Annotated in this window: 20 protein-coding genes; 2 read left to right on the forward strand and 18 right to left on the reverse strand. The window is 50.8% G+C overall.

The genetic code is table 11. The features are described from left to right. The first annotated feature begins 129 nt into the window (after nt 1-129). A complete protein-coding gene (locus CXIVA_RS03740; RefSeq protein ID WP_013976691.1) occupies nt 130-1,245 on the forward strand; it encodes a 5-methyltetrahydropteroyltriglutamate--homocysteine S-methyltransferase in 1,116 nt (371 codons plus the stop codon). Nucleotides 1,246-1,488: 243 nt separating this feature from the next. Here CXIVA_RS03740 and CXIVA_RS03745 read toward each other — a convergent pair whose 3' ends face one another. The 15 genes from CXIVA_RS03745 to CXIVA_RS03820 all read right to left on the reverse strand — a co-directional run bounded on the left by CXIVA_RS03745 (nt 1,489) and on the right by CXIVA_RS03820 (nt 17,271). Beyond that, nucleotides 1,489-2,022, reverse strand: coding sequence for a hemerythrin domain-containing protein (locus CXIVA_RS03745; RefSeq protein WP_013976692.1), 534 nt, complete (start codon nt 2,020-2,022; stop codon nt 1,489-1,491). Nucleotides 2,023-2,452: 430 nt separating this feature from the next. Next, nucleotides 2,453-3,832 (reverse strand): polysaccharide pyruvyl transferase family protein, encoded by a 1,380-nt coding sequence (locus CXIVA_RS03755; RefSeq protein ID WP_013976695.1) that lies wholly within the window; start codon nt 3,830-3,832, stop codon nt 2,453-2,455. 211 nt (nt 3,833-4,043) lie between these two features. Next, nucleotides 4,044-4,331, reverse strand: a complete 288-nt coding sequence (locus tag CXIVA_RS03760; RefSeq protein ID WP_013976696.1) for a recombinase family protein — start codon at nt 4,329-4,331, stop codon at nt 4,044-4,046. Nucleotides 4,332-4,464: 133 nt separating this feature from the next. Next, nucleotides 4,465-6,006 (reverse strand): DUF438 domain-containing protein, encoded by a 1,542-nt coding sequence (locus CXIVA_RS03765; protein WP_013976697.1) that lies wholly within the window; start codon nt 6,004-6,006, stop codon nt 4,465-4,467. Between the two features lie 204 nt (nt 6,007-6,210). Then, nucleotides 6,211-6,819: a class I SAM-dependent methyltransferase gene (locus CXIVA_RS03770; protein WP_013976698.1), complete on the reverse strand. Its 609-nt coding sequence runs from the start codon at nt 6,817-6,819 to the stop codon at nt 6,211-6,213. A 313-nt stretch (nt 6,820-7,132) separates the two neighbouring features. Next, complete coding sequence (lysS, locus tag CXIVA_RS03775; protein ID WP_013976699.1) at nt 7,133-9,058, reverse strand: lysine--tRNA ligase; 1,926 nt, start codon at nt 9,056-9,058, stop codon at nt 7,133-7,135. 130 nt (nt 9,059-9,188) lie between these two features. Then, on the reverse strand, nt 9,189-9,662 hold the full coding sequence (gene greA, locus CXIVA_RS03780; RefSeq protein ID WP_013976700.1) for a transcription elongation factor GreA: 474 nt from the start codon (nt 9,660-9,662) through the stop codon (nt 9,189-9,191). 140 nt (nt 9,663-9,802) lie between these two features. Continuing rightward, entirely contained in the window at nt 9,803-10,759 is a 957-nt protein-coding gene (dusB, locus tag CXIVA_RS03785) for a tRNA dihydrouridine synthase DusB (RefSeq protein ID WP_013976701.1), read from the reverse strand. Between the two features lie 170 nt (nt 10,760-10,929). Beyond that, entirely contained in the window at nt 10,930-11,697 is a 768-nt protein-coding gene (locus CXIVA_RS03790) for a type III pantothenate kinase (protein ID WP_013976702.1), read from the reverse strand. 88 nt (nt 11,698-11,785) lie between these two features. After that, nucleotides 11,786-12,136, reverse strand: a complete 351-nt coding sequence (locus CXIVA_RS03795; protein ID WP_013976703.1) for a DUF6145 family protein — start codon at nt 12,134-12,136, stop codon at nt 11,786-11,788. Nucleotides 12,137-12,225: 89 nt separating this feature from the next. After that, entirely contained in the window at nt 12,226-13,200 is a 975-nt protein-coding gene (locus tag CXIVA_RS03800) for a biotin--[acetyl-CoA-carboxylase] ligase (protein WP_013976704.1), read from the reverse strand. Nucleotides 13,201-13,375: 175 nt separating this feature from the next. Continuing rightward, a complete protein-coding gene (gene argF / locus CXIVA_RS03805) occupies nt 13,376-14,368 on the reverse strand; it encodes an ornithine carbamoyltransferase (RefSeq protein ID WP_013976705.1) in 993 nt (330 codons plus the stop codon). A 19-nt stretch (nt 14,369-14,387) separates the two neighbouring features. Continuing rightward, complete coding sequence (locus CXIVA_RS03810; RefSeq protein ID WP_013976706.1) at nt 14,388-15,323, reverse strand: SPFH domain-containing protein; 936 nt, start codon at nt 15,321-15,323, stop codon at nt 14,388-14,390. Between the two features lie 32 nt (nt 15,324-15,355). Continuing rightward, a complete protein-coding gene (locus tag CXIVA_RS03815; protein WP_013976707.1) occupies nt 15,356-15,835 on the reverse strand; it encodes an NfeD family protein in 480 nt (159 codons plus the stop codon). A gap of 86 nt (nt 15,836-15,921) precedes the next feature. Then, nucleotides 15,922-17,271 carry a glucose-6-phosphate isomerase gene (locus tag CXIVA_RS03820; RefSeq protein ID WP_148267779.1) on the reverse strand — a complete coding sequence of 450 codons (1,350 nt, stop codon included), beginning with the start codon at nt 17,269-17,271 and terminating at the stop codon, nt 15,922-15,924. Between the two features lie 213 nt (nt 17,272-17,484). Here CXIVA_RS03820 and CXIVA_RS03825 point away from each other — a divergent pair, with 213 nt between their 5' ends. Further along, complete coding sequence (locus CXIVA_RS03825) at nt 17,485-18,564, forward strand: undecaprenyldiphospho-muramoylpentapeptide beta-N-acetylglucosaminyltransferase (RefSeq protein WP_013976709.1); 1,080 nt, start codon at nt 17,485-17,487, stop codon at nt 18,562-18,564. Between the two features lie 101 nt (nt 18,565-18,665). Here CXIVA_RS03825 and CXIVA_RS03830 read toward each other — a convergent pair whose 3' ends face one another. Genes CXIVA_RS03830 through amrA form a run of 3 tightly spaced genes read right to left on the reverse strand, consistent with a single transcriptional unit; the run spans nt 18,666 to nt 22,639 of the window. Continuing rightward, nucleotides 18,666-20,429, reverse strand: a complete 1,764-nt coding sequence (locus CXIVA_RS03830; RefSeq protein ID WP_013976710.1) for a bifunctional homocysteine S-methyltransferase/methylenetetrahydrofolate reductase — start codon at nt 20,427-20,429, stop codon at nt 18,666-18,668. 30 nt (nt 20,430-20,459) lie between these two features. Continuing rightward, nucleotides 20,460-21,311 (reverse strand): AmmeMemoRadiSam system radical SAM enzyme, encoded by an 852-nt coding sequence (amrS, locus tag CXIVA_RS03835; protein ID WP_013976711.1) that lies wholly within the window; start codon nt 21,309-21,311, stop codon nt 20,460-20,462. An 11-nt stretch (nt 21,312-21,322) separates the two neighbouring features. After that, nucleotides 21,323-22,639, reverse strand: coding sequence for an AmmeMemoRadiSam system protein A (gene amrA / locus CXIVA_RS03840; RefSeq protein WP_013976712.1), 1,317 nt, complete (start codon nt 22,637-22,639; stop codon nt 21,323-21,325). Nucleotides 22,640-22,651: the final 12 nt, after the last annotated feature.

A 22,651-nucleotide genomic window follows, 5' to 3' on the forward strand; every position in this document is an offset into this window, starting at 1 on the left:
CATTTTTCTCATATTTTACAATCCGCCTCCCGCCCGATATCCTGTATACGTACTTGAAAACACCATATTTCTTTCAGGAAGAAACCTTGCTTTTCATAAAAAAATATTTCATTTGCGGGAGGATTTACTATGAGCAATTTATATACACCATTTCGTTATGACCAGGTTGGCAGTTTTCTCCGACCGGAAAAAGTAAAGATCGCGAAACAGCAGTTTGCCGATGGCCGGATCAGCCGGCAGGAACTGGATGCCATCCTGGATGACGCCATCCTGGATCTGGTCGAAAAGCAGAAGCAGGTCGGCTATCACGTAATCACCGACGGCGAATTCCGCCGGACATACTGGCATCTGGATTTTATGTGGGGATTTGAAGGCGTCGGACATGCCAAAAACGGCTCCGGCGTTCAGTTCAATGCGGAACTGGCAGAAATAGAGGATACCTACCTGACCGGACGAATCAAGGCAAAACCCCATCCCTTTGTAGACTATTTCCGCTATCTGAAGCAGTTTGAAAATGAAACCACCGTAGCCAAATATACCATTCCGGCCCCGGCGCAGACATTCCAGCAGATGATTATTCCGGCCAACTATGAAACCACACGCAGATTCTACCCCGATGATGAAACCCTGATTCAGGACATCGGGCTGGCGTATCAGGATGTGATTCATCAGTTTTATCAGGCCGGCTGCCGCAATCTGCAGTTTGACGACTGTACCTGGGGCGCAGTGGTCGGTGACGCGGCAAAACAGCGCTATCGCTCTCTGGGACTGGATATCGAAAACGTCAAAGCAAAGCTGCTCCAGGTCAACAATCTGGCCTTGGAGGCAAAACCCGCAGACATGGTGATCAATTCCCATATCTGCCGCGGCAACTACCATTCTACCTTTTTCACCAGCGGTCCTTACGATTCCGTTGCTGACTACGTGTTCGCGCAGGAGCATGTCGATGCCCTTTATCTGGAATACGATGATGCGCGTTCCGGCGGATTTGCTCCCCTTGCAAAAGTCAGCCCGGACAAGAAAGTGGTCCTTGGTCTGATCACCACAAAATCCCCGAAACTGGAAAAGAAGGAAGACGTCATCGCGCGGATCCACGAAGCGGCAAAATACATTCCGCTGGATCGTCTGTACCTCAGTCCGCAGTGCGGTTTCGCATCCTGTGAGATCGGAAATAAACTGACGGAAGAAGAACAGTGGGCAAAACTCCGTCTGGTGCGGGAAATTGCAGAGGAAGTCTGGGGATAACAACGCAATAACGCTTCTGCGAAAAATCACCCGCCATAAGGACGAAACTTTTCTACGTCCTTATGGCGGGTGACATGTTTCAGGCAATCTCCCGGCATTTTCCGGGTATTCTCCTATCATTTTCCGGTACTTTCCGGGCATTTCCCGATTATTTTCCGGTACTTTTCCCGGCAGTTCCTCTTCGATCCCATTTTCCCGCTCTCTCTTTTTCCTCTTCAGAAAAAGTGAAAAAGCGCGGCAGATTTACTTCAGTTCCTGCTGCATTTTGGGAAACAGAAGATTATTTTCGCAGTCCACGTGTTTCTTGATATGGGCAAAAAGCTCCGCCATTTTACGGTAAAACGCCTGAATTTCCTCCGGATCCTTCTGGTCCGGCAGAAAATATTCTGCTGCCTGATTCATTTCCTCGATTTTTCTTTCTGCTTCGCCATGTTCCAGTTCCATCTGCGCCGTCAGGAGTTCCACCCGACCGGAATCGGTACCCGCCGTCAGTGGAAACACTTCCGCCTCTTCTATCGCAAAATGCTCCGTAAGCATCGATCTTAATTCCACAAACAGCGCATACACATGATGATACTGTTCTTTCCGCTGTTTTCGCGGAGGCACCTGCTGCCATGCATCATCAATGGACGCAAGCATTTCCCGCTCCGGCTGGTGATACTGTTCTATGATGTATTCTGTCAATCTGCTCCCGCTCATGCTGCGCAGGCGTTCTTCCTCTGCCCCTGCTTCCGCATACTGTTTCTTTAAATGAGCGATCATTTCACCTGTAATCATCTGTTTTTCCCTCCACAGCTATTTTCACATCACGGAGATTCTGCTCCTCGGGCTTAGTATAGCAGAGTCAGAGGATGCTGTTTGTTGCGGAGGGCACATAATATTTCTGTCATTCTGAGAAATATTTATTTCAAGATATTCCTCCCAGGCATCCGACTGCCATAAGCGATTTCGCATCAGTTACTCCTCCACAAGCTCATGCTGTACAGTATCGCCTTTCCTTACATCTTGGATCCTGCGCTTTAACTCTGCTGCCTCTGCAGGTGTAAAGCCATTCTCGTCTCGAAGTGAAAAGCTCATACTCTGATCACGAACAGCCTGCTTTACGAGGGCAAGGGTTGCGGAAGACATTGTCAGACCGAGGGACTCACAGAGAGCGCTGTATGCCTCTCTGGTCTGCCGATCCATCTTAAATGTGAAATTTGTCATCTCAGCGGCGGAGTTTTCGTTTCGCTTTTCCTGCCATGCGACGCAGCTTCGTAAGTATCCTACTTTCGTATTTTATTTTCTCAATTTTAGTTTTCTCAAATGTTTCCTGCTCATCGAGCGAAATCACCGTTTCCGGAGGATCCGGCGGCGTATCCGGATATTCTGCCAGAATATCATTCACATTCGGAAGAATCGGCTGATGCTCACGCTGTTCCAGTGTATGAATCGCGCCCAGTATGTAATCTGCGGATCTCATTCTCTGCTCTTGTAATATTGCTTCCACAGCGTCATAATCGATATCTTCCATCTGCATGGCACGGTCCCTATCACTGTCCCGTTCTGCGGACAGCAGACGTCTCCAGCTCAACTGAAACAGCTCAAGAACGGAATCTATTTTATCGCCGGAACGATCGCCGGCAAAAAACTGCTTATGCATGAGAATCGAAAAACAGCACGCGTGGAAAGAATTGGTAAAAATATACTCCGCGTGATCCAGATACCAGAGCCATTCTTCAATTCCAATGTCATACACCACGGAATGCCTTACTCCTTCGACCAAATCCGCATGATCCAGATACTGCCCCAGCTCTATGACCTGCAGGTCATTTTTTAACGCAAACTCACATGCTTCACGGACAAGTTCGGTCGGGCGCTCCATCACAATATAGATGAGAAGGTATTTCTTCTCTGGCATATGCACCGGCTCCGGCGGAAACATCATTTCCCGGTAGTAAGAGACATCATTCAAGAGCACCGGATCCAGAACCAGAGGAATCTCCGCCCCTGTAATTCGGCTGATATATTCCTGAAAACTTTTTTCACGTGCTGAAAGAAAATCAAAATCAGAGATCAGTTTCAGGAATTCCTTTTCCTGCGCAATGGTGTATCCTGTTGCTCCGCGGCTCGGGGAATATGCTATTTTTTTCTTTCCCTTCATGGCGTTCAATGCCAGGAAGAATCCTTTTTCAAAACCGGTTACCTTATTGCGCTTCCAGATGACGTCTGTTGCGCAGATATAGCAGTCAAAGCCCGTATCTTCCTGATTCAGCGTTTTATGTGTATAACATTTCGGAGTTTTTTTTGTGTAATACTTCTTCTCAAACGCTTTGAACCGATCGTGCCGTTTTTCCTGCAGATAGAACAGATCTTTCCATTCCTTCAGCGCAGTCAGCTGGCGTTCTTTATTTTTGTATGGATTTTCGATGTAAAAGAAAAGCGGATGCCGGATGTCAAATTTTCCGTAATAACGGGGCTGATAGTCAATGATTGTGGTCTCGATCCCGTGTTTTTCCAGAAAATGCTGGAACGCGACGGTATGAATCGGAGATGCAAAATTTAATACACGCGTATGCATACTGATTGAAATTAATCCAATCTTCATTTGTGTCCTCGCTGAGCAGTTAAAATTGAGCAAGCCGGCATAACATTCGCAGAACGTCTCCGTTTCCCCGCTTATCCGGTTTGTTTATGCCATTAGTAATCCAAAAGGCTTTTGCGCAGTTATGCGGCAGTTTTCCGTTTTTTGCCATGTTATGATCTGCTAAGAATATAAATCCCATCTGTGAACAAACTGTGATCAGCGTGTAAGAAATTCATATCCTGAAGTTTACAGTCTGTAAACAAATTGTGATTAACTTGTAAAAATTCATACCCTGAAGTTTTCTGTAACCCGGCCTGTCAAAATCTTTTCCTGACTGCCGGTCAATGAAAATGGATTTTTCATCAATTCCAGCTTCTTTTAAGGCTGAAATCTGTCTGGCCAGATTCTGATCCTTACTGGATACTCTGGCATATCCGAACTTATGCACTGTTTTCACGCTCAAAATGCTTCTGCCCTCCCTGTCGTTTTTCCTGAAATATCTGATTTCCTTCGATTCCATATCTTTATGTTACCTTCCTGTTTGTCAAGAAAGCAAAGCGCAGAGGGGAAGCACAGAAAAAAATATCCCGCACCCTTTGCATAGCAAAGGATACGGGATATTCTCAATTTCTCAGGAGTCCGTGCTGTCTGTTTTATCTGCTGCCAAAATGTTCCTTCGCAAACTCCATATCCTGTACAAACTCCGCCGTACCGACATAGTTTCCTTCTGCGTCCCGTACAGCCATATACTTCACCAGCATCGTGCGTCCGCCCTTTTCCATCCATACCGGCACGCAGTCCTGTCTGCCGTTCCGGAAATCCTCTATGATCTGGCGAACCATCGGTTCGATCTTCGGCGGATGGCAGGAAAACACCTCACGGTCGATCGCCATTCCGGGACGTTTGAACACTTTCGGTCCTTCGTTAAAGAATCGATTGATGTTATCCGCATCGACAAAAGTGATCTCCATGGGAATCGTATTCAGAAGGGCCGTCAGCTGTTCCACGGTCATGTGCCCTCCGGGCATCACAACCTCGCCCGCATACGAAGGCGCATCCGAACGGGTTTTTTCTGCGTCATCCCATACCTCGCTTTCCACACCGAAGCACACGGCATAATCTTTCGCGTCACGGTAAATACTCTTCCACTCTTCTTCCGTAAAGTTGTCCGCACAGATCGGGAATAAAATATTCTTCTCTTTATAGACCATTTCTTCCGCACGTTTCAGTACGGCTTCCACTCTGGCCTTCCATGCATCTCCGCGCTCCTCTTCGTTTTCCAATGTCCGCAGCTCGTCGCGGATTTCATCATCCACGGTCCACATCACATCGGAAGGGCCGGAGATATCGTATTTTACCTTAAGCAGCGGATAAAGCAGATCGCCCTTCTTTGCGTAATGAATGGAAAGTTCACGGATTTTCGAAAGCAGCGATGCATCCTCTGTTGACCGGAATGTATCCAGCAGCGCAGCAAATGCCTGATTTTCTCTTGTCAGCGTCTGCAGCGGATGGCCGGAAATTTCCTCCAGGGCAGCCGCCCGCGCATTTCTGGCATCGGAGGGTTCCTGTCGGCCGGTTTTCTGCTTCTGGTCCTGTTCTGTTTCCCGGCTCTGTTCGCTTTCTGTTCCCTGTTTCTGATTCTGCCTCTGCAGCGACTGTTCCACCGCCTTTTCCGCATTGGCAATCTGCTCTTCGCGGGTCGCTCCGTGAAACAGCGCCGAGTGAATATCGCAGAGTTTCTGCACTTCGGAAAGAGGTGTGCCTTCCTTCATTAATTCCTGTTCGGCTTTCATAATCTCCGCCGCATCCACCTGTTCGAATTCCCGCACAAAATCTGTGCGGACACTCTCCAGGTCTTCCCCTGCTCCAAGGCGGCGCAGATAGGCTTTCAGCTGTCCGGTACGGTCATCCGCTTCCGCTGCCGGCTGTGTCTCACCGACAGCTTCGGACATGCTGTTTTCAGGAAATTCTCCGGTCAGCTCAAACCCGTTTTTCATCAGTGCCGCTGCAATATCTGCCATGGAGATATTTTTCATTTTGGCGCCTTTCGGAATCGTCATGATTTTTCCTACCGAGTGAAGCACAGGTTTCTTTGTAATCTCAGTGAAGCCGAGCTCTGCCATAAGATCAATCAGTTCCGGGTATTCTTTCGTCAGTTCAAAAACGGTGCGTGTCAAATCTATTTTTTTGGTCATATCTGTAATTCCTCCTTGCTTTTACGGGAAGTTTAACATAACGCATCTGTAAATTATGTGGTAATAACCACATTTTATTTTTTTATCCGCAAATCAAGTCGGTCCATTCAGAATCTGTTCTTTCTGTCCGAGCAGAATCTGTCATTTTGAAAGGGCTTTTCAAAGAATTTTCTCCGGATAGATCCAGAACAAATATATCAGGGATCAGTTCCCCGCCCTCACACAAAGCCATGTACCGCGCGCATCTGCCTGGATATCCGTAAATCCGGCCTGTGAAAGAAGTTTCCTCAGCAGATCTGCATCATACAGTCTCATGCCGTCAATTATTTTTGAGAACTTTACCGCTTCCTTATCATGTCCGTTGGATTCGTTGCAGATAAAGAAAATCCCGTCTGACTTCAAAACCTTGCGTATGCCTTCAAATGTTGTCTCAGGTTCCGGCCAAAAATATACGGTCTCGAAAGCCGTCACAAGATCGAAGGTACCCGCAGCAAAAGGAAGGGCGCTGACATCACCCTGCAGGATTTCACAGCGTTCGTCCCGGATTGCCTTCCGATTCACTTTTCTGGATTCCGCTGCGCTCACTTCGGAATAATCCAGGCCTGTGACATGACCGTTCGGCACTTTCTCCAGCAGGCGGCGCACATTTGCGCCTCCGCCGCAGCCTGCATCCAGAATCCGCGCATCCGGAGCAATATTCAGATGGTCTAGCCCCCATTCCGCCAGCTTTGCATGGGATCCTCCATTCATCCCTTTTACCATCAGTTTTCCGCCGAATCCGACCGGCTTTCTGGTATTCTGAAAAAATGACATGCCTTGTACCTCCTATTCATTAGTTTCAACTAACTTCATGGTGATTTTTTAGAGAAACCCATTAAGAGTTTCTCCTTAACACAGAAGTATTCTGCATTGTATTTAAGCTTAGTTTTCCGTTAGTTCATTAACTATCTCTTTAACTGTCTCATATTTTACCAATGAGCAAGTGAAAGCGCAAGCTCTCTGTAACAGTTCCTGCGTGTTCTGCTGATGGTATATTGCAAATAAATGGGCAGCTCCTTCATGGAACTGCCCATTCAATGTCAAAATATGCGATTGCTTTTTGTTTTCTATGGCAAAACGGCATCTTTTAATACAGCTTTGCTCCCGCCGGAATATGATCATCCACCAGAAGCAGATGCAGTTTTTCTTCGCCCTCTTCCTCATGAACCGCGGAAAGCAGCATACCGCAGGAGTCAACCCCCATCATGGCTCTCGGCGGAAGGTTCACGATGGCAATGGCCGTTTTCCCAACCAGTTCTTCCGGTTCATAGAATGCATGGATCCCGCTTAAAATTGTGCGTTCCGTGCCGGTTCCGTCATCCAGGGTGAACTGCAGAAGCTTCTTGGATTTCGGTACTGCCACGCAGTCTTTGATCTTGACCGCACGGAAATCGCTCTTGCTGAAGGTGTCAAAATCCACCATCTCCTCAAACAGTGGTTCCACTTTTACCTTGGAAAAGTCAATGACTTCCGGCTTCTCCTCTGCCGGATTGGCAAGGAATCCCTTTGCCTTGGAAGCCTTTGTATCGCTGTCCAGGGACTTCATCGTGGGGAAGAGCAGCACGTCACGAATGGCCGGTGAATCCGTCAGCAGCATCACAAGACGATCAATTCCATAGCCGATACCGCCTGTCGGAGGCATGCCGATTTCCAGTGCGTTCAGGAAATCTTCATCGGTATGCTGCGCTTCTTCGTCGCCTGCTTCTGCCAGGGCATCCTGGGCCTTGAAACGTTCTCTCTGGTCGATGGGATCGTTCAGCTCGGAATAGGCATTGGCCATCTCCCGTCCGTAGATAAAGAGCTCAAAACGCTCTACCAGAGAAGGATCTGACGGTTTCTTCTTGGTCAGCGGTGAAATTTCGATGGGATGATCCATGATAAATACGGGCTGGATCAGATTTTCCTCACAAAATTCTTCAAAGAACAGGCTGATAATATCTCCGCGCACGTGATGCGCTTCAAATTCCACGCCTTTTTCTTTGGCGATGGCTCTGGCTTCTTCGTCTGTCTGAATGGTATTGAAATCCACGCCGGCGTATTTTTTCACTGCATCGATCATAGTCAGACGTTCGAAGGGTTTGCCCAGATCAATAGCAGTTCCGTTGTATGTAATAGTCGTGGTGCCGCATACTTTTTCTGCCAGATAACGGAACATCTTCTCGGTCAGATCCATCATGCCGTTGTAATCCGTGTATGCCTGATACAGTTCCATCAGGGTAAATTCCGGGTTGTGGCGGGTATCAACACCCTCATTCCGAAACACACGGCCGATTTCATAGACACGCTCCAGTCCGCCGACAATCAGACGTTTCAGATACAGCTCCAGAGAAATGCGGAGCTTCACGTCTTCATTCAGTGCGTTATAATGGGTCTCAAAAGGTCTGGCTGCCGCGCCGCCCGCATTGGACACCAGCATCGGAGTCTCCACCTCCATGAAATCCATGCCGTCTAAGAAATTACGGATTTCTTTGATAATCTGAGAACGCTTGATAAAGGTATCGCGCACGTCTGGATTCATGATCAGGTCTACATATCTCTGCCGATAACGGGTATCGGTATCGGTCAGGCCGTGGAACTTCTCCGGCAGCACCTGAAGACTTTTGGCCAGAAGTGTCACCTCTGACGCATGTACGGAGATCTCACCGGTCTTTGTTTTGAAGACAGTTCCCCGGATGCCGATAATATCGCCGATATCGTATTTTTTGAAATCTGCGTAGGATTCTTCTCCGATTTCATCCCGGGCAACATATGCCTGAATATCGCCCTGTTTGTCACGAACATTGCAGAATGAAGCCTTGCCCATGACACGCTTGAACATCATGCGGCCGGCAACGGATACTTCCCTGCCCTCCAGCTCATCGTAACGGTCTTTAATCTCCTGGCTGTGATGGGTCTGGTCATACTTTGTGATTACAAAAGGATCCTTCCCTGCCTGCTGCAGATTCGCGAATTTTTCACGGCGGTTTTTCAGGATCTGGTTCAGATCCTGTGGCTGTCCATTGTTCTTTGCCATCTCTCGATCTCCTTCTTTAATGAATATTGTTCCGTTCCTGCCTCTGGTCCTGTCAGTGGATTTATTTTAACAGATTGCAGCAGGATATGCAAAATCAAGCACGCCTTTTGGCGTGCCTGAAAGATCTGTCTTATACTCTCTGGATATCCAGAACTTTGTACTGAAATACACCGCCGGGTGTTTCCACATTTACCATATCGCCTACCCGGCTTCCCAGCAGCGCGTTGCCTACGGGAGATTCGTTGGAGATACGGCCCTTCAGACTGTTGGCCTCGGTTGATCCGACCAGCTGATAATCCAGCTCTTCGTTGAATTCCACATCCAGGATTCTGACCTTGCAGCCTACGGATACGGTGTCTGTGTCACCGCTGTCTTCGATGACTTCCACATTCTTCAGCATAGCTTCCAGCTCATCGATCCGGGCTTCGATATCACGCTGCTCATCTTTTGCCGCATCATACTCCGCGTTCTCGGATAAGTCGCCCTGTTCCCGGGCTTCCTTGATCTTCTGAGCGATTTCTTTACGTTTTACATTTTTCAGGGTGCTGAGTTCTTCTTCTCTTTCCTTCAGACCCTGTGCTGTTAATAATGTCTTTTCTGCCATGTTACGGTTTCCTCCGAATCACATTTCTGTCTGCCTGCAAACATCTGCCTCACACGGGATACACCCGTCACGGCTTCATCTATCAACAATTTCAACATTATAGTCGTTTCAAATATTAATGTCAACCAACTCCGGCAGTTTCAGCGGTTTGCACGAAGCAGAAGGTCCTCCAGTTCCTGAATGGTCTCCACTTCATTCATTTTTCCCCTGAGCCGGGAGGCGTTTCGGCAGCCGCTGAGGTACCAGCCTGCGTGTTTGCGCATTTCACGGATGCCGATATAGTCTCCCTTTTCCCGGATCAGCATACGGGCATGCCGCAGCAGCATGGCGCTGATTTCCTCATATCCGGGCTTGGGCAGATCTTCGCCGGTCTCCAGTTTGTGCAGAATCTGGCGGAAAATCCATGGATTTCCCTGTGCGCCCCTGCCGATCATGAATCCGTCGCAGCCGGTCTGCTCCTTCATAGCCAGTACATCATCCGCGGACAGAAGGTCGCCGTTGCCGATCACCGGAATGGATACCGCTTCCTTTACCTGCCGGATAATATCCCAGTCCGCCCGGCCGGAATAATACTGCATCCGTGTCCTGCCATGCACCGCCACGGCAGCCACGCCGCATTGCTCGGCTATTTTCGCGATTTCCACGGCGTTTACATGCTCGTCGTCAAATCCTTTCCGGAATTTGACGGTTACCGGTTTGCGGCTGGCCTTCACCAGCGCTGTCAGAATCCGTTCCGCCAGTTTCGGATCCCGCATCAGGCCGGATCCTTCCCCATTGTTGACCACCTTCGGCACCGGGCACCCCATGTTGAAGTCCAGAATGTCAAAGGGCCGGTCCTGAATCTGCGCCGCGATCAGCCCCAGAATCTCCGGATCGGAGCCGAACAGCTGCAGCGAAACAGGATGTTCCCGCGGATCAATCGCCATCAGTTCTTCTGTTTTTTTGTTTTTATAATAAATGGCCTTGGCGCTCACCATTTCCGTGCACAGAAGGCCTGCGCCCTGCTCCTTGCAGAGCAGGCGGAAGGGAAGATCTGTCACTCCCGCCATGGGCGCGAGTATCAGGTTATTGTCCAGCGTAACATTTCCTATTTTCATAATGGTTGCTTCTGCCTCTTTCCAGCGGTGCGCGGCAGTCTGCCTGCGTACCCGCAGACAAAAGCACAGCCTCCTGTGCTGTGCTGTCTTCTCGTTTTTGGTTATCTGCTGTGCTGCCTGCTCTGCTTTTGGTCCTGGTTATCTGCTGTGCTGTCTTTTCTGCTTTTGGTTTATTTCTGCTTTTCGTAGATCATCCGCATGCCCTTCAGCGTAAGCATCGGATCATAGATATCAATGGCATCCGTTTCCTTTTCAATCAGAACCCCGAGACCGCCGGTGGCTACCACTGTGATATTGTCGAAACCGGCTTCTTTTTTCATCCGGTTGATGATGTATTCACTCTGGCCGATCTGTCCGTATACCAGGCCGGCCTGCATGCTGGCGATGGTATCCTTGGCAAGGATTTTGCGGGGTTTTTTGATTTCGAATTCCGGAAGTTTTGCCGTTAACGACCACATCGCCTGTGCGGATGAGCTGATGCCCGGCGCGGTAACCCCGGCAATAAACGAACCGTCCGCGTCCACCAGATCAAAGGTAGTGGCTGTGCCGTAATCCACAACAATCACCGGCCCGCCGTACAGGCCGTATGCCGCTGCCGCGTCTACGATACGGTCGGCGCCGATGGCGCGGGGATTCTTGGTGGCAACCCGAATGCCTGTTTTGATGCCGGCTTCCACAATAATCGGCTGGGAATGGAAATATTTGACACAGGCACTGGTCAGAGAGTGCATGGCATTCGGCACAACGGATGCCACAATGATGGCATCGATGGTTTTTACCTTTACCTGATTGTGCTCCAGCAGATCGCAGATAATCATGCCGTATTCATCTGAAGTACGGGGCTGTTTTGTGGTCATGCGGAATGTGGTCACCAGTTCCTCGCCGTTGAACACTCCCACTGTAATGTTCGTGTTGCCGATATCGATTGTCAGTAACATATCTTTCTTTTCCTCCCGGCCCGTATGGTTCTCTCCGGCGCAGGCATACTGCTCTGCAGCCTCTCCCCCGGGAGCGGGCCTGTTTTATTTATTGATCCTGCAGAAGGTCTTCCGGCGGCACTTCACCCATACAAAACACGCGGTAGTACAGTTCCAGGCCTTCCAGAAGTTCCTTTCTGTCCCGTTGGATCTGCTTGATCTTCAGCACACTTCCGATCTCATCATAAAGAAGGTCTTCCTCATTGGCTGAAGTCTCCAGTTCCAGTGTGCCTTCCGGTGTAAAATACAGGGTAAGGATCCCGCCTACATCCTCTGTGAATAAGACACACATGATCTGCAGTTCTTCGCGGATCCCCTCCGGCAGCCGTTCAAACTCCGGATTCAGATAATATTTTTTATTATATGCACTGGCCGCGCACAATACAACCTTTTCTTTCATCGAATTGTTTTTGTATCCTCTCTGATACGATGATCTGTTTTGATTCGTTTCCTCTGCGGAAATTCGTTTTTCTCCACGTTTGTAAATATTTACACATATCCGTAAATTCCACGGACCGATACTTCCCCGGAAAACACTTCTCTGGTACCGTTTTCCGTCTCCACCAGCAGATCGCCCCGGGTATTAATGCCCCGGGCAACACCGGTATAAGCTCCGTGGGGATCCAGCACCCGCACTTCCCTGCCGCAGTTTAACAGATAACTGTTGTACTCTTCCTGAAGCGCGCGCAGGTCTTCATTCCGCAGAAAACGTTCATAATACTCTTCAAATGCCTCCAGCACGTTGCTGATCAGTTCCGCGCGGCTGACTTTTTTCCCGGTTTCCCGATAGATGGAAGTTGCTGTATCCTTCAGGTCTTCTGAAAAAGCCTCATCCAGCACATTGATCCCGTCTCCGATTACGATATGGTTGATGCAGTCCGGTTCCGCGCTCATCTCAGTCAGGATGCCGCAGATCTTGCGGCCGTCGGAAACCACATCATTGGGCCATTTGATTCCGCAGGAGAGTCCTGCTGTCTTCCAGATTCCCCGGCGGATCGCCATGGCCATCACCAGCGTAAGCATCGACGCGTTCACCGGGGACAGGTCCGGACGAATCAGCAGGCTCATCCAGACACCTGTGCCCCTGGGGGATATCCAAGGTCTGCCCCGTCGGCCCCTGCCTGCGGTCTGCACTTCCGCAATCACCAGCGTCCCATGGGGTGCGCCGGACTCTGCCAGTCGTTTGGCTTCGTTGTTGGTGGAATCGATTTCCGCGCAGACATACAGTTCACGTCCCGCCCAGGCCGTATGCAGATGGGATTCCACCTGTGCTTTCGTCAAAAGATCCGGTTCGCCCAGAATCCGATAGCCTTTATTTCGGACTGCCTCGATTTCATACCCCTCTTCTTCCAGGCCGCGGATTGCCTTCCATACGGCAGTCCGGGACACTCCGAGCTGTTCGCTGATATACTGGCCGGATACAAAATCCGCGCCGAAAAGCAGCTTCAGTACTTTCTCCTTCATACAATCTTTCGCTCTCTTTCCATCTCTCCGGCAAATACAGATGTTCTCTCCGCAAACACAGGGCGGGAAGGTCTCTGACCTTCCCACCCTGCATATTCGTCAGATCGCCCGGATGCCGACCCGAACGGCGCATCCTCTGCCCTTTCGGCTGTCGGCAGCTGTTGTGTGCTCTCCGTTATTCGCCTAATGTCGCAAGCATGACTGCCTTGATGGTATGCATACGGTTCTCTGCCTCATCAAATACAATCGACTGCTCGCTTTCAAAGACTTCGTCCGTGACTTCCATCTCTTTCAGTCCGTATTTTTCGGCAATCTGCGCACCGATTCCGGTATTGCAGTCATGGAACGCCGGCAGACAGTGCATGAATTTCACCTGCGGACCGGCTGCGTCCATCAGTTCCCGGTTCACCTGGTACGGGAGCAGATCCTCGATTCGCTCCTTCCATACTTCATCCGGCTCGCCCATGGACACCCAGACATCTGTATAAATCACATCCGCGCCTTTGACACCTGCTTTGGCGTCTTCTGTCAGTGTAATGCTGCCGCCGTTTTCCGCCGCAATCTGCTCACACTGCGCCACCAGCGCCGGATCCGGGAAATATTTTTTATTGCTGCAGGCCACAAAATCCATGCCCAGCTTGGCGCTGACTACCATCAGGGAATTGGCCATATTATAACGGGCATCTCCCATATAGGCAAGTTTGATCCCTTTGATTTTTCCAAAATGCTCCCGGATCGTCAGCACATCCGCCAGCATCTGTGTCGGGTGAAATTCGTTGGTCAGACCGTTCCATACCGGCACGCCCGCGTATTTGGCCAGTTCTTCCACAATATCCTGTCCGAATCCGCGGTATTCGATTCCGTCATAAATACGCCCCAGTACTCTGGCAGTGTCCGCAATGCTTTCTTTCTTGCCGATCTGAGAGGCACTGGGATCCAGGAATGTGGCATGCATGCCCAGATCATAGGCAGCCACCTCAAAGGAGCAGCGGGTCCGGGTACTGGTTTTTTCAAAAATCAGGGCGATATTCTTACCCTTTAACGTATCATGCGGAATTCCTTTTTTCTTTTTATCTTTCAGATCTGCGGCCAGATCAATGAACTGCATGATCTCCTCCGGCGTAAAATCCAGAAGTTTCAGAAAATTTCTGCCTTTTAAGTCTGACATGGTTACTTATCTCTCCTTTTTACTCTGTTACATTTTTACTGTCTGCGGCCACTTCCACCACAGATTTTGCAAGGCCCGCAATCCCCTGGATCTCGGACGGTATAATAATCTTGGATGCCTTGCCGTCTGCCGCCCGCGCAAATGCCTCCAGGCTTTTCAGGCGGAGCACGCTCTCATCCGGCGCGGCTTCTTTCAGTGCCCGCAGTCCGTCTGCATTGGCCTGCTGAATCCGGACAATGGCTTCTGCCTGACCTTCCGCCTCTTTGACTGTCGCTTCTTTCTTCGCTTCTGCCCGCAGGATTGCGGCCTGTTTCTCTGCTTCCGCATCCAGGATCGCGGATTCTTTCTTTCCTTCTGCCACAAGAATGGTAGACTTTTTCTCGCCCTCCGCCCTGAGAATCGCTTCTCTTCGTTCACGTTCGGCTTTCATCTGTTTTTCCATGGCATCCTGAATGGCCTGCGGCGGGATGATGTTTTTCAGTTCCACCCGGTTGACCTTGATGCCCCAGGGATCCGTGGCCACATCCAGTGTGGAACGCATCTTTGTGTTGATGGTTTCACGGGAAGTCAGGGTTTCATCCAGTTCCAGGTCGCCGATGATATTCCGCAGCGTGGTGGCTGTCAGGTTTTCAATCGCTACGATGGGGCTTTCCACACCATAGGCATACAGCTTCGGATCCGTGATCTGATAAAAGACCACCGTATCAATCCGCATGGTGACATTATCCTTTGTGATCACCGGCTGCGGTGCGAAATCCACCACCTGTTCCTTCAGAAGCACTCTCTTGGCTACCCGGTCGATAATCGGTGTTTTAAAATGAATGCCCACATCCCAGGTGCCCTGATAGGCTCCCAGACGTTCCACCACATAAGCATGGGCCTGCGGCACAATCTTAATGCATGAAACCAGGATGGCTACAATAATGATTACTATGATCAGAATGATGATTGGCATAAGCGGCTACCTCCTGTCCCTTGTGCGTGTCTCTAACCGGCAGTTGGATTCTGATGTTCTGCTCTGCAGACCTTCAGTGTCACTCCTTCGACTGCCTGAACTCTGATTTCTGTGTTTTTCTCAATGATGTCGTTCTCGTCTGCGGACGCGGCTGCCCAGTCCATGCCGCGCACTTCCACACGGCCCTTTCCCTGGATATTGTTAATATCTTCCTTTACCACGCCCTTCATTCCGATCAGACTGTCAACATTTGTGGCGGTGCGCCTGCGGTTGAACCGTTTCAGTGCCAGAGGCCGGAACAGCACCAGCAGCACGACAGACACCCCTGCAAACAGCAGGATCTGCACGGCGATCAGCACATGGGCTGCCGCACAGATCAGTGCCACAGCTGCCCCGCCGGCGAACCAGATGGTGGTCAGGCCGACGGTGGCAAATTCGGCAATCAGCAGGATCACCAGAACAGCCAGCCAGAACCATACCGGATTGGCATCCGCTCCAATAATTCCTCCCATATCTCCTCCTTTCTGCGGCATCTGTCTTATGCTCCGCATGGCTGTCCGTATCCTCCGGAACCACCCGGATAACCGGATCCTTCCTGTTACAGACGTTTCCTAAGGGCTTCGCCCATTTCCTCATAGCCCGGCTTGCCAAGAAGGGCAAACATATTTTTCTTATAGCTCTCCACGCCCGGCTGGTTGAAGGGGTTGACTGCCAGCAGATATCCGCTGACTCCTACAGCAAACTCGAAGAAATAGAACAGTTCTCCCAGCGCGTGTTCATCCATCTGCGGAATCTGAACCACAAGGTTCGGTGTATTTCCGTCCGTATGGGCCATAAGTGTTCCCTGCATTGCGCAGGTATTGACGAAATTCATGCCTTTGCCGGCCAGATAGTTCAGCCCGTCCAGATCCTTCTCTTCTTTTTTGATCTGCACATCCACACCCGGATCCTGGACATTCAGCACAGTTTCAAACAGGATCCGGCTGCCGTCCTGGATATACTGCCCCATGGAATGGAGGTCTGTGGTCAGATCTACCGATGCCGGGAAAATTCCCTTCTGATCTTTGCCTTCGCTTTCGCCGTATAACTGTTTCCACCATTCCGATACATAGTGCAGGCGGGGCTCGTAATTAGCCAGAATCTCCACCTGTTTTCCTTTGCGGTAGAGTATATTGCGCACTGCGGCGTACTGCAGGGCGTCATTTTCCTCAAAGGCATGGTTCAGCGCCCGCTCCCGTCCGCTGGCCGCGCCTTCCATCAGCTTCGTGATATCTGCGCCGCTGACTGCGATGGGCAGAAGGCCTACTGCAGTCAGTACAGAGAATCTGCCGCCGATATCATCCGGCACGACAAAGGTTTCATATCCTTCTTCGTCTGCCAGGCCCTTCAATGCGCCCCGGGCCCGGTCCGTCGTCGCGTAAATGCGGGATGCCGCCTCTTTTTTGCCGTATTTTTCTTCCAGAAGTTCCTTGAAAATCCGGAAAGCCACTGCCGGTTCTGTGGTGGTTCCGGACTTGGAAATCACATTAACCGAAAAATCCCTGTCTCCGATCACCCGGATCAGATTGCTCAGATAAGAAGCGGAAATACTGTTGCCCGCGAAATAAATCTCTGGCGCGTTCCGCTCTTCCTTCGGCAGATTGTTATAGAAATCCGGCCGCAGGAAATCGATTGCGGCACGGGCGCCCAGATAAGAGCCGCCGATTCCGATCACTACCAGTACTTCCGAATCTCTGCGGATTTTTTCTGCTGCAGCCTGGATCCTGCTGAACTCTTCCTTATCGTAATTTACCGGAAGATCGATCCAGCCAATGAAATCATTTCCCGCGCCGCGGCCGGATACCAGAAGCTCCTTTGCCGCTTCCACGGTATTTTTCATATATGTTACTTCCTCTTCGCGGATAAATGGTGCAGTTTTTGAATAGTCAAATGTCACATGTTTCATAATACGCTCTCCATTCCGTCGCCAGACGCCGGCGACCTGTTACTGCCTTCTCCTTATCCATCAGTATAGCAAAAAAACATTGGCAAGGACAGAATAAACTTCTGTGTTTCTTTTTCTGCGCTTTTTCTTGATGTACCGAATCCATAAGAGTATAATTTTTCAAAGAAACTGATCAGTCCCGGCACAGTACCTTCCGGGCAAAGGAGAATGTCTGCTATGAAAAAAATCATATTAACCGGCGGCGGCACAGCCGGACACGTCACACCGAATATCGCGCTGATTCCCCGTCTGAAAGAACTGGGATATAAAATCTATTACATCGGTTCCTACACCGGTATGGAAAAAAAGCTCATTGAAGACCTCGGCATCCGCTACTACGGCATCTCATCCGGCAAACTGCGGCGCTATCTGGATCTGAAAAATATTTCGGATCCCTTCCGGGTGGTGAAAGGCTATGCCCAGGCACGTACCCTGATGCGCAAGATCCGCCCGGACGTGGTATTCTCCAAAGGCGGCTTTGTCAGTGTTCCCGTGGTTCTGGCCGCCAAACACAAACACATTCCGGTGATTATCCACGAATCTGACCTGACACCGGGACTGGCCAACAAACTGGCTATTCCGGCCGCAAGCAAGATCTGCTGCAATTTCCCGGAAACCATCCCCCATCTGCCGGAAGGACGCGCCGTACTCAGCGGATCCCCCATCCGCCAGGAGCTGCTGGAAGGCAGCAAAGAGCGCGCCTGCCAGTTCACCGGTCTCACCAGCCGCAAACCGGTGATCCTGATCATCGGCGGCAGCCTGGGATCCGTATTCTTAAACAATACCGTCCGCCGCAATCTGCCGGAACTGCTGAAAAACTTCCAGATCATACACCTCTGCGGCAAAGGCAACCTGGATCCTTCCATCCGCTTCGAAGGATATGTGCAGTATGAATATATCACCGATGAGCTGGCAGACCTGATGGCCCTGGCCGATCTGGTGATTTCCCGGGCCGGCGCCAATGCCATCTGCGAACTGCTGGCTCTCCATAAACCGAATATTCTGATTCCGCTGTCCAAAAACGCCAGCCGCGGTGACCAGATTCTGAATGCCCGCTCCTTTGAAAAGCAGGGATTCAGCTATGTGATTGAAGAGGAAGACCTGACCGACAACAGCTTCCTGCGCGCAGTTTCAGAAGTATGGAACGAACGGGAAGCCTATCGTGTACGCATGGCCAACAGCCGTCAGCTTGACGCGATTACCACGATCACCGACCTGATCGAAGAAGAGGCGGCCAAAGGCAGGAAAAAGAAATAACATAAGTAAACAGCCGGGCATGAAACCCGGCTGTACCGTTATTTTTTCTGCGAAAATATCCATGCTCCCGTGCATTCCTGTCTGGAAGCCTCTGCCGGCAATCAGCACAAATGAGAAATACCGCTGATAATTCTCCGCATCAGCTTCGTCCGCTGGAACGGCGTCATCAGATAGTATCCGTCCACATAAGGCGCAATCTCTTCCGCGATCCGGCAGGAAATCTCACAGGCCAGATTTTCCGCCTCTTCCCTGTCCTTACCGACATAACGCGCGATAATTTCCTCCGATACATGGATTCCGTTGACTTCACTTTCCATAAACCGGGCATTGCGTTCACTGACAACCGGAATAATTCCGCCCAGTATTTTGCCGGATAGTTCTTCATGGGCACGGATCAGATTTTCCTTCGCCTCTTCCGAAAGCACCGGCTGGGTCAGAAATCCGACCATCCCTGCTTCCTCTTTCTTTTTTGCCCGCTTCAGCTCGCTGTCAAAATTCACAGCGTTGATATTCAGCGCGCCAAAGACACGGAACGGATCTTCAAACAGCTCTTCGTTCAGCGACTGCAGATACGCCGCCATCTTTACGGAATTAAACTGAAAGACAGAGGGAATCTCTTCCCGCTGCGCAGTGGGGATCGGATCCCCGGTAATTATGAGCACATTGCGGATCTGTTCCGCATGCGCTGCTAAAAGCAGGGCTTTCGCCGCATTGATATTCCGGTCCCGACAGGTCATATGGGGAAGCACATCCAGATTCAGCTCCCGTTTCACTTTACAGGCAAGCAGTGTACTGTCCATCCTGGCCTGGGCGATCGGGCAGTCTGCAATGGTCATGGCATCTGCGCCTGCCTCCTTCAGGTCTCTGGCGCAGCCCATGAATTTCTCCAGATTGGTGTCTTTTGGTGAATCCAGCTCAACCGCGATCACCTTTTTCCCCTGACTGATTTTTTCAAAGAACGGATTTTCCGCCCGGACTGCCGGCTCCTTTGCCGTCCCGTGCGCCGGCTGGCGCAGGAGTTTCGGAACGCGCTGACCGGACAGACGGCCTACCACCAGTTCCATATGTTTCGGTGTGGTACCACAGCATCCGCCGATGATACGAACTCCGCTGCTTACGAAATCCGCAGTCTGTGACGCGAAATATTCCGCGTTGCCGTCATAAAACGTACGGTTGCCCCGCATCGTCGGATATCCCGCATTTGGCATGGCGAACAGTTTCATGTCTGTTCCGCCCAGTCTGCCCAGCAGTTCTCCCATATGCCTGGAGCCGCAGACGCAGTTGAGTCCCACCACATCGCAGAGCCCAGTGTCGCTGATTTCTGTCATCAGTTTCTTAAAATAGAATCCTTCTCTGGTATAACCATCCGGAAATGCCGCATAGGATACCAGAATAAACGCGTCCGGCACCCGCTCCCGGATAAACTGCAGGGCTTCCGGAATCCCTTCATTGCTGCAGTTGGTTTCCATCAGAAAATTCTGCGCGCCGCAGCGGATAAAGATCTCCGCCGCCTGACAGAAGGCTTCTGCCCGTTCCGGCGCGTCATTTCCCGGTGCCGGTCCGAGATCCGCGAATACATATGCCTTTCCGGCAGCAGCCTCCTGTGCCAGACGGTACCCTTCTTTAATCACTGCCTCCTGATCGGCTTTTCCGAGATTTTCCGGATAAGCGCCGAAGGTATTTGTTTTCAGGGCTCTGCACCCTGCCTCCAGATACTCCCGATGGATTGTGAGCACCCGCTCCGGATGATTGATATTCGCTGTTTCGCAGGGAAGTTTCTCTTCGGGATACTTCTCTGTGTAATAGGTGCCGAAAGCCCCGTCAAAGACAAGCACTTCCTGTTCAATGGATTCTCTGATGTTCAAAACTCTTCTCCTCCGTACGCAGATTACCTGCTATACATTTCCCACATATACATAAGTCAGATACTGCTCCGCAATTTCCGCATAATGATACAGCAGACGAATCGGCGTAGGCTGCGTCTGTTTCGACTGATACATGGGGAAAAAGCGGTTCACATGCAGCGGCATATTCGGATCCGCGGATGCGATCCACCGGCACATTTCCCGGAATTCATCCTCCGAATCATTCAGTCCCGGCACAAGAAGGAAGGTCAGCTCCACATGGGACCGGGTTCTGGCCAAAGCAATAAACTGTTTCACCGGTTCCAGCGAACCGCCGAGCCGTGCGTATCCCTCTTCTGAAAAACATTTCAGGTCAATATTCATGGCATCGATCCAGGGCAGAAGCTTCTTTAAGATCTCCCGGGACGCGCTGCCGTTTGTCACCAATACATTATACATGCCTTCCTCATGAATCAGCCGGGCAGTTTCCAGCACATATTCATACCCGATGGTCGGTTCATTGTATGTATAGGCAATCCCGATATTGCCATATTTTCGCAGGCGCAGAGCTTCCTCCAGCAAATCCTGCGGTTCTTTTCGAAAAGTTACTGTTTCCGCCTCCTGCTCCGATGCCATGGAAATTCTGTAATTCTGACAGAATTCACAGCGCAGATTGCATCCGAAACTTCCCACGGACAGAATTTTGCTGCCGGGATGGAACCGGTTCAGCGGTTTTTTCTCAATCGGATCCAGCTGCATGGCAGTCAGATCCCCGTAACTGATGGACACGATCTCGCCCGCAATATTTTTACGGGCCAGACAGCGTCCTGTCTGACCCTCCGCAAGACTGCAGGCATGCATGCATACCCGGCAGGTTTTTTTATCCGATCCAAACAGTGTCATGTCCGATCCCCCTATACGTGGCGGACCACCTCAAACCGATAGATATCCACCGGTGTCCCCGGCATAATGTTTGCCTTTTGCTGCGCGATTTCCAGCTGCTCCTGCACGCTGTCCACGCCGGCAAGATTCGGCAGCAGGAGTCCCTGGGACATTCCGTCGCTGACAATCACGCCGTATCGTTTTTCATCCAGTTCCTCCGGTCCCTTCACATGCTCCAAGGGTCCCAGCACATCCACACTGTAGAAAATGGCCGGCAGCTCCTCTCTGGTCACCCGGTCAAACCGCATGTCATAAGCGCCTGCGCTGATGGCATTCTCGATAATCTCCTGCGCCACATTGCCGCGTACCGGTGTGGCCGTTCCGATGCATCCCCGCAGTTCTCCATTCATATGGAGAGAAACAAAGGCGCCGGCTCTTGTATGCAGCAGCTCCTCATCCAGATCTTCACTGACCGGAAGAAGTGTTCCCTCTTTGACATAAGTCTCCAGCGCCTGCTTTGCCAGACGGACATAGGGATCTTTTTCCCGGGGATCAAAGGCACATACACCGTAGCCCACACCAAAAGGGCCTTCGTAAGACAGTTTTCTGGCAGTCACTGCAGTATCCTGCAGCATGCCTGCAAGAATCAGGAAGGTACGGTGTCCGCATTCCGCTGCTTTCCGGCAGAATTCCGGAGACAGGTTCTGCAGGTCCTCCAGTTTTCCGCCGGTGAAAATCTCCATGACTTTCCGGTCGTATTCCGGGGCTTCCGCAGCATACCCGTAAGGGCCTTCCTGTTTCAGCTTATGGGACAGATCGCCGCTGGCGATTACCACTGTCCGCCGTTCCAGCTCTTCACACATGTCCCGGATGCAGGCGCCCAGCGCCATATGCCGGTCATAGGACAGCCCGGAAATTCCGATACGCACTACTTTATATTCACTATATTTCTGATTGATAAAATACAGCGGAATCATGGTTCCATGATCCAGTGCACTGTGCTGCTGGCCATCTGTACCTGCCGGAATTCCCAGCTCCTGCGCGTGTCTGCAGATCGCGTCCCGCAGCTCGGTATCATATTCCGCATGCACCTTTACCTGCGGCGCCCCGAACTGTCCGAAATTCCCGTCTCCGGATTCTCCCGGCGCAATGTGAAAATAGTCTCCGTACATCTCCACATGGGAAGAAATCAGTACAATGGTGTCCGGACGGATGGCCGCCACTTCTTCGGCCACCTGCTGATAGGCGGCGATTGTGTCTGCAATACCCTGTTCTCTGCCTTTGCCCACTTCCGGTATGATCAACGGCGGATGCGGCACCGCGTAGCCCTCTGTTACAAAATTACTCATAATTTACAATAG

The organism is Clostridium sp. SY8519 (genome assembly GCF_000270305.1).
GTDB lineage: Bacteria > Bacillota > Clostridia > Lachnospirales > Lachnospiraceae > SY8519.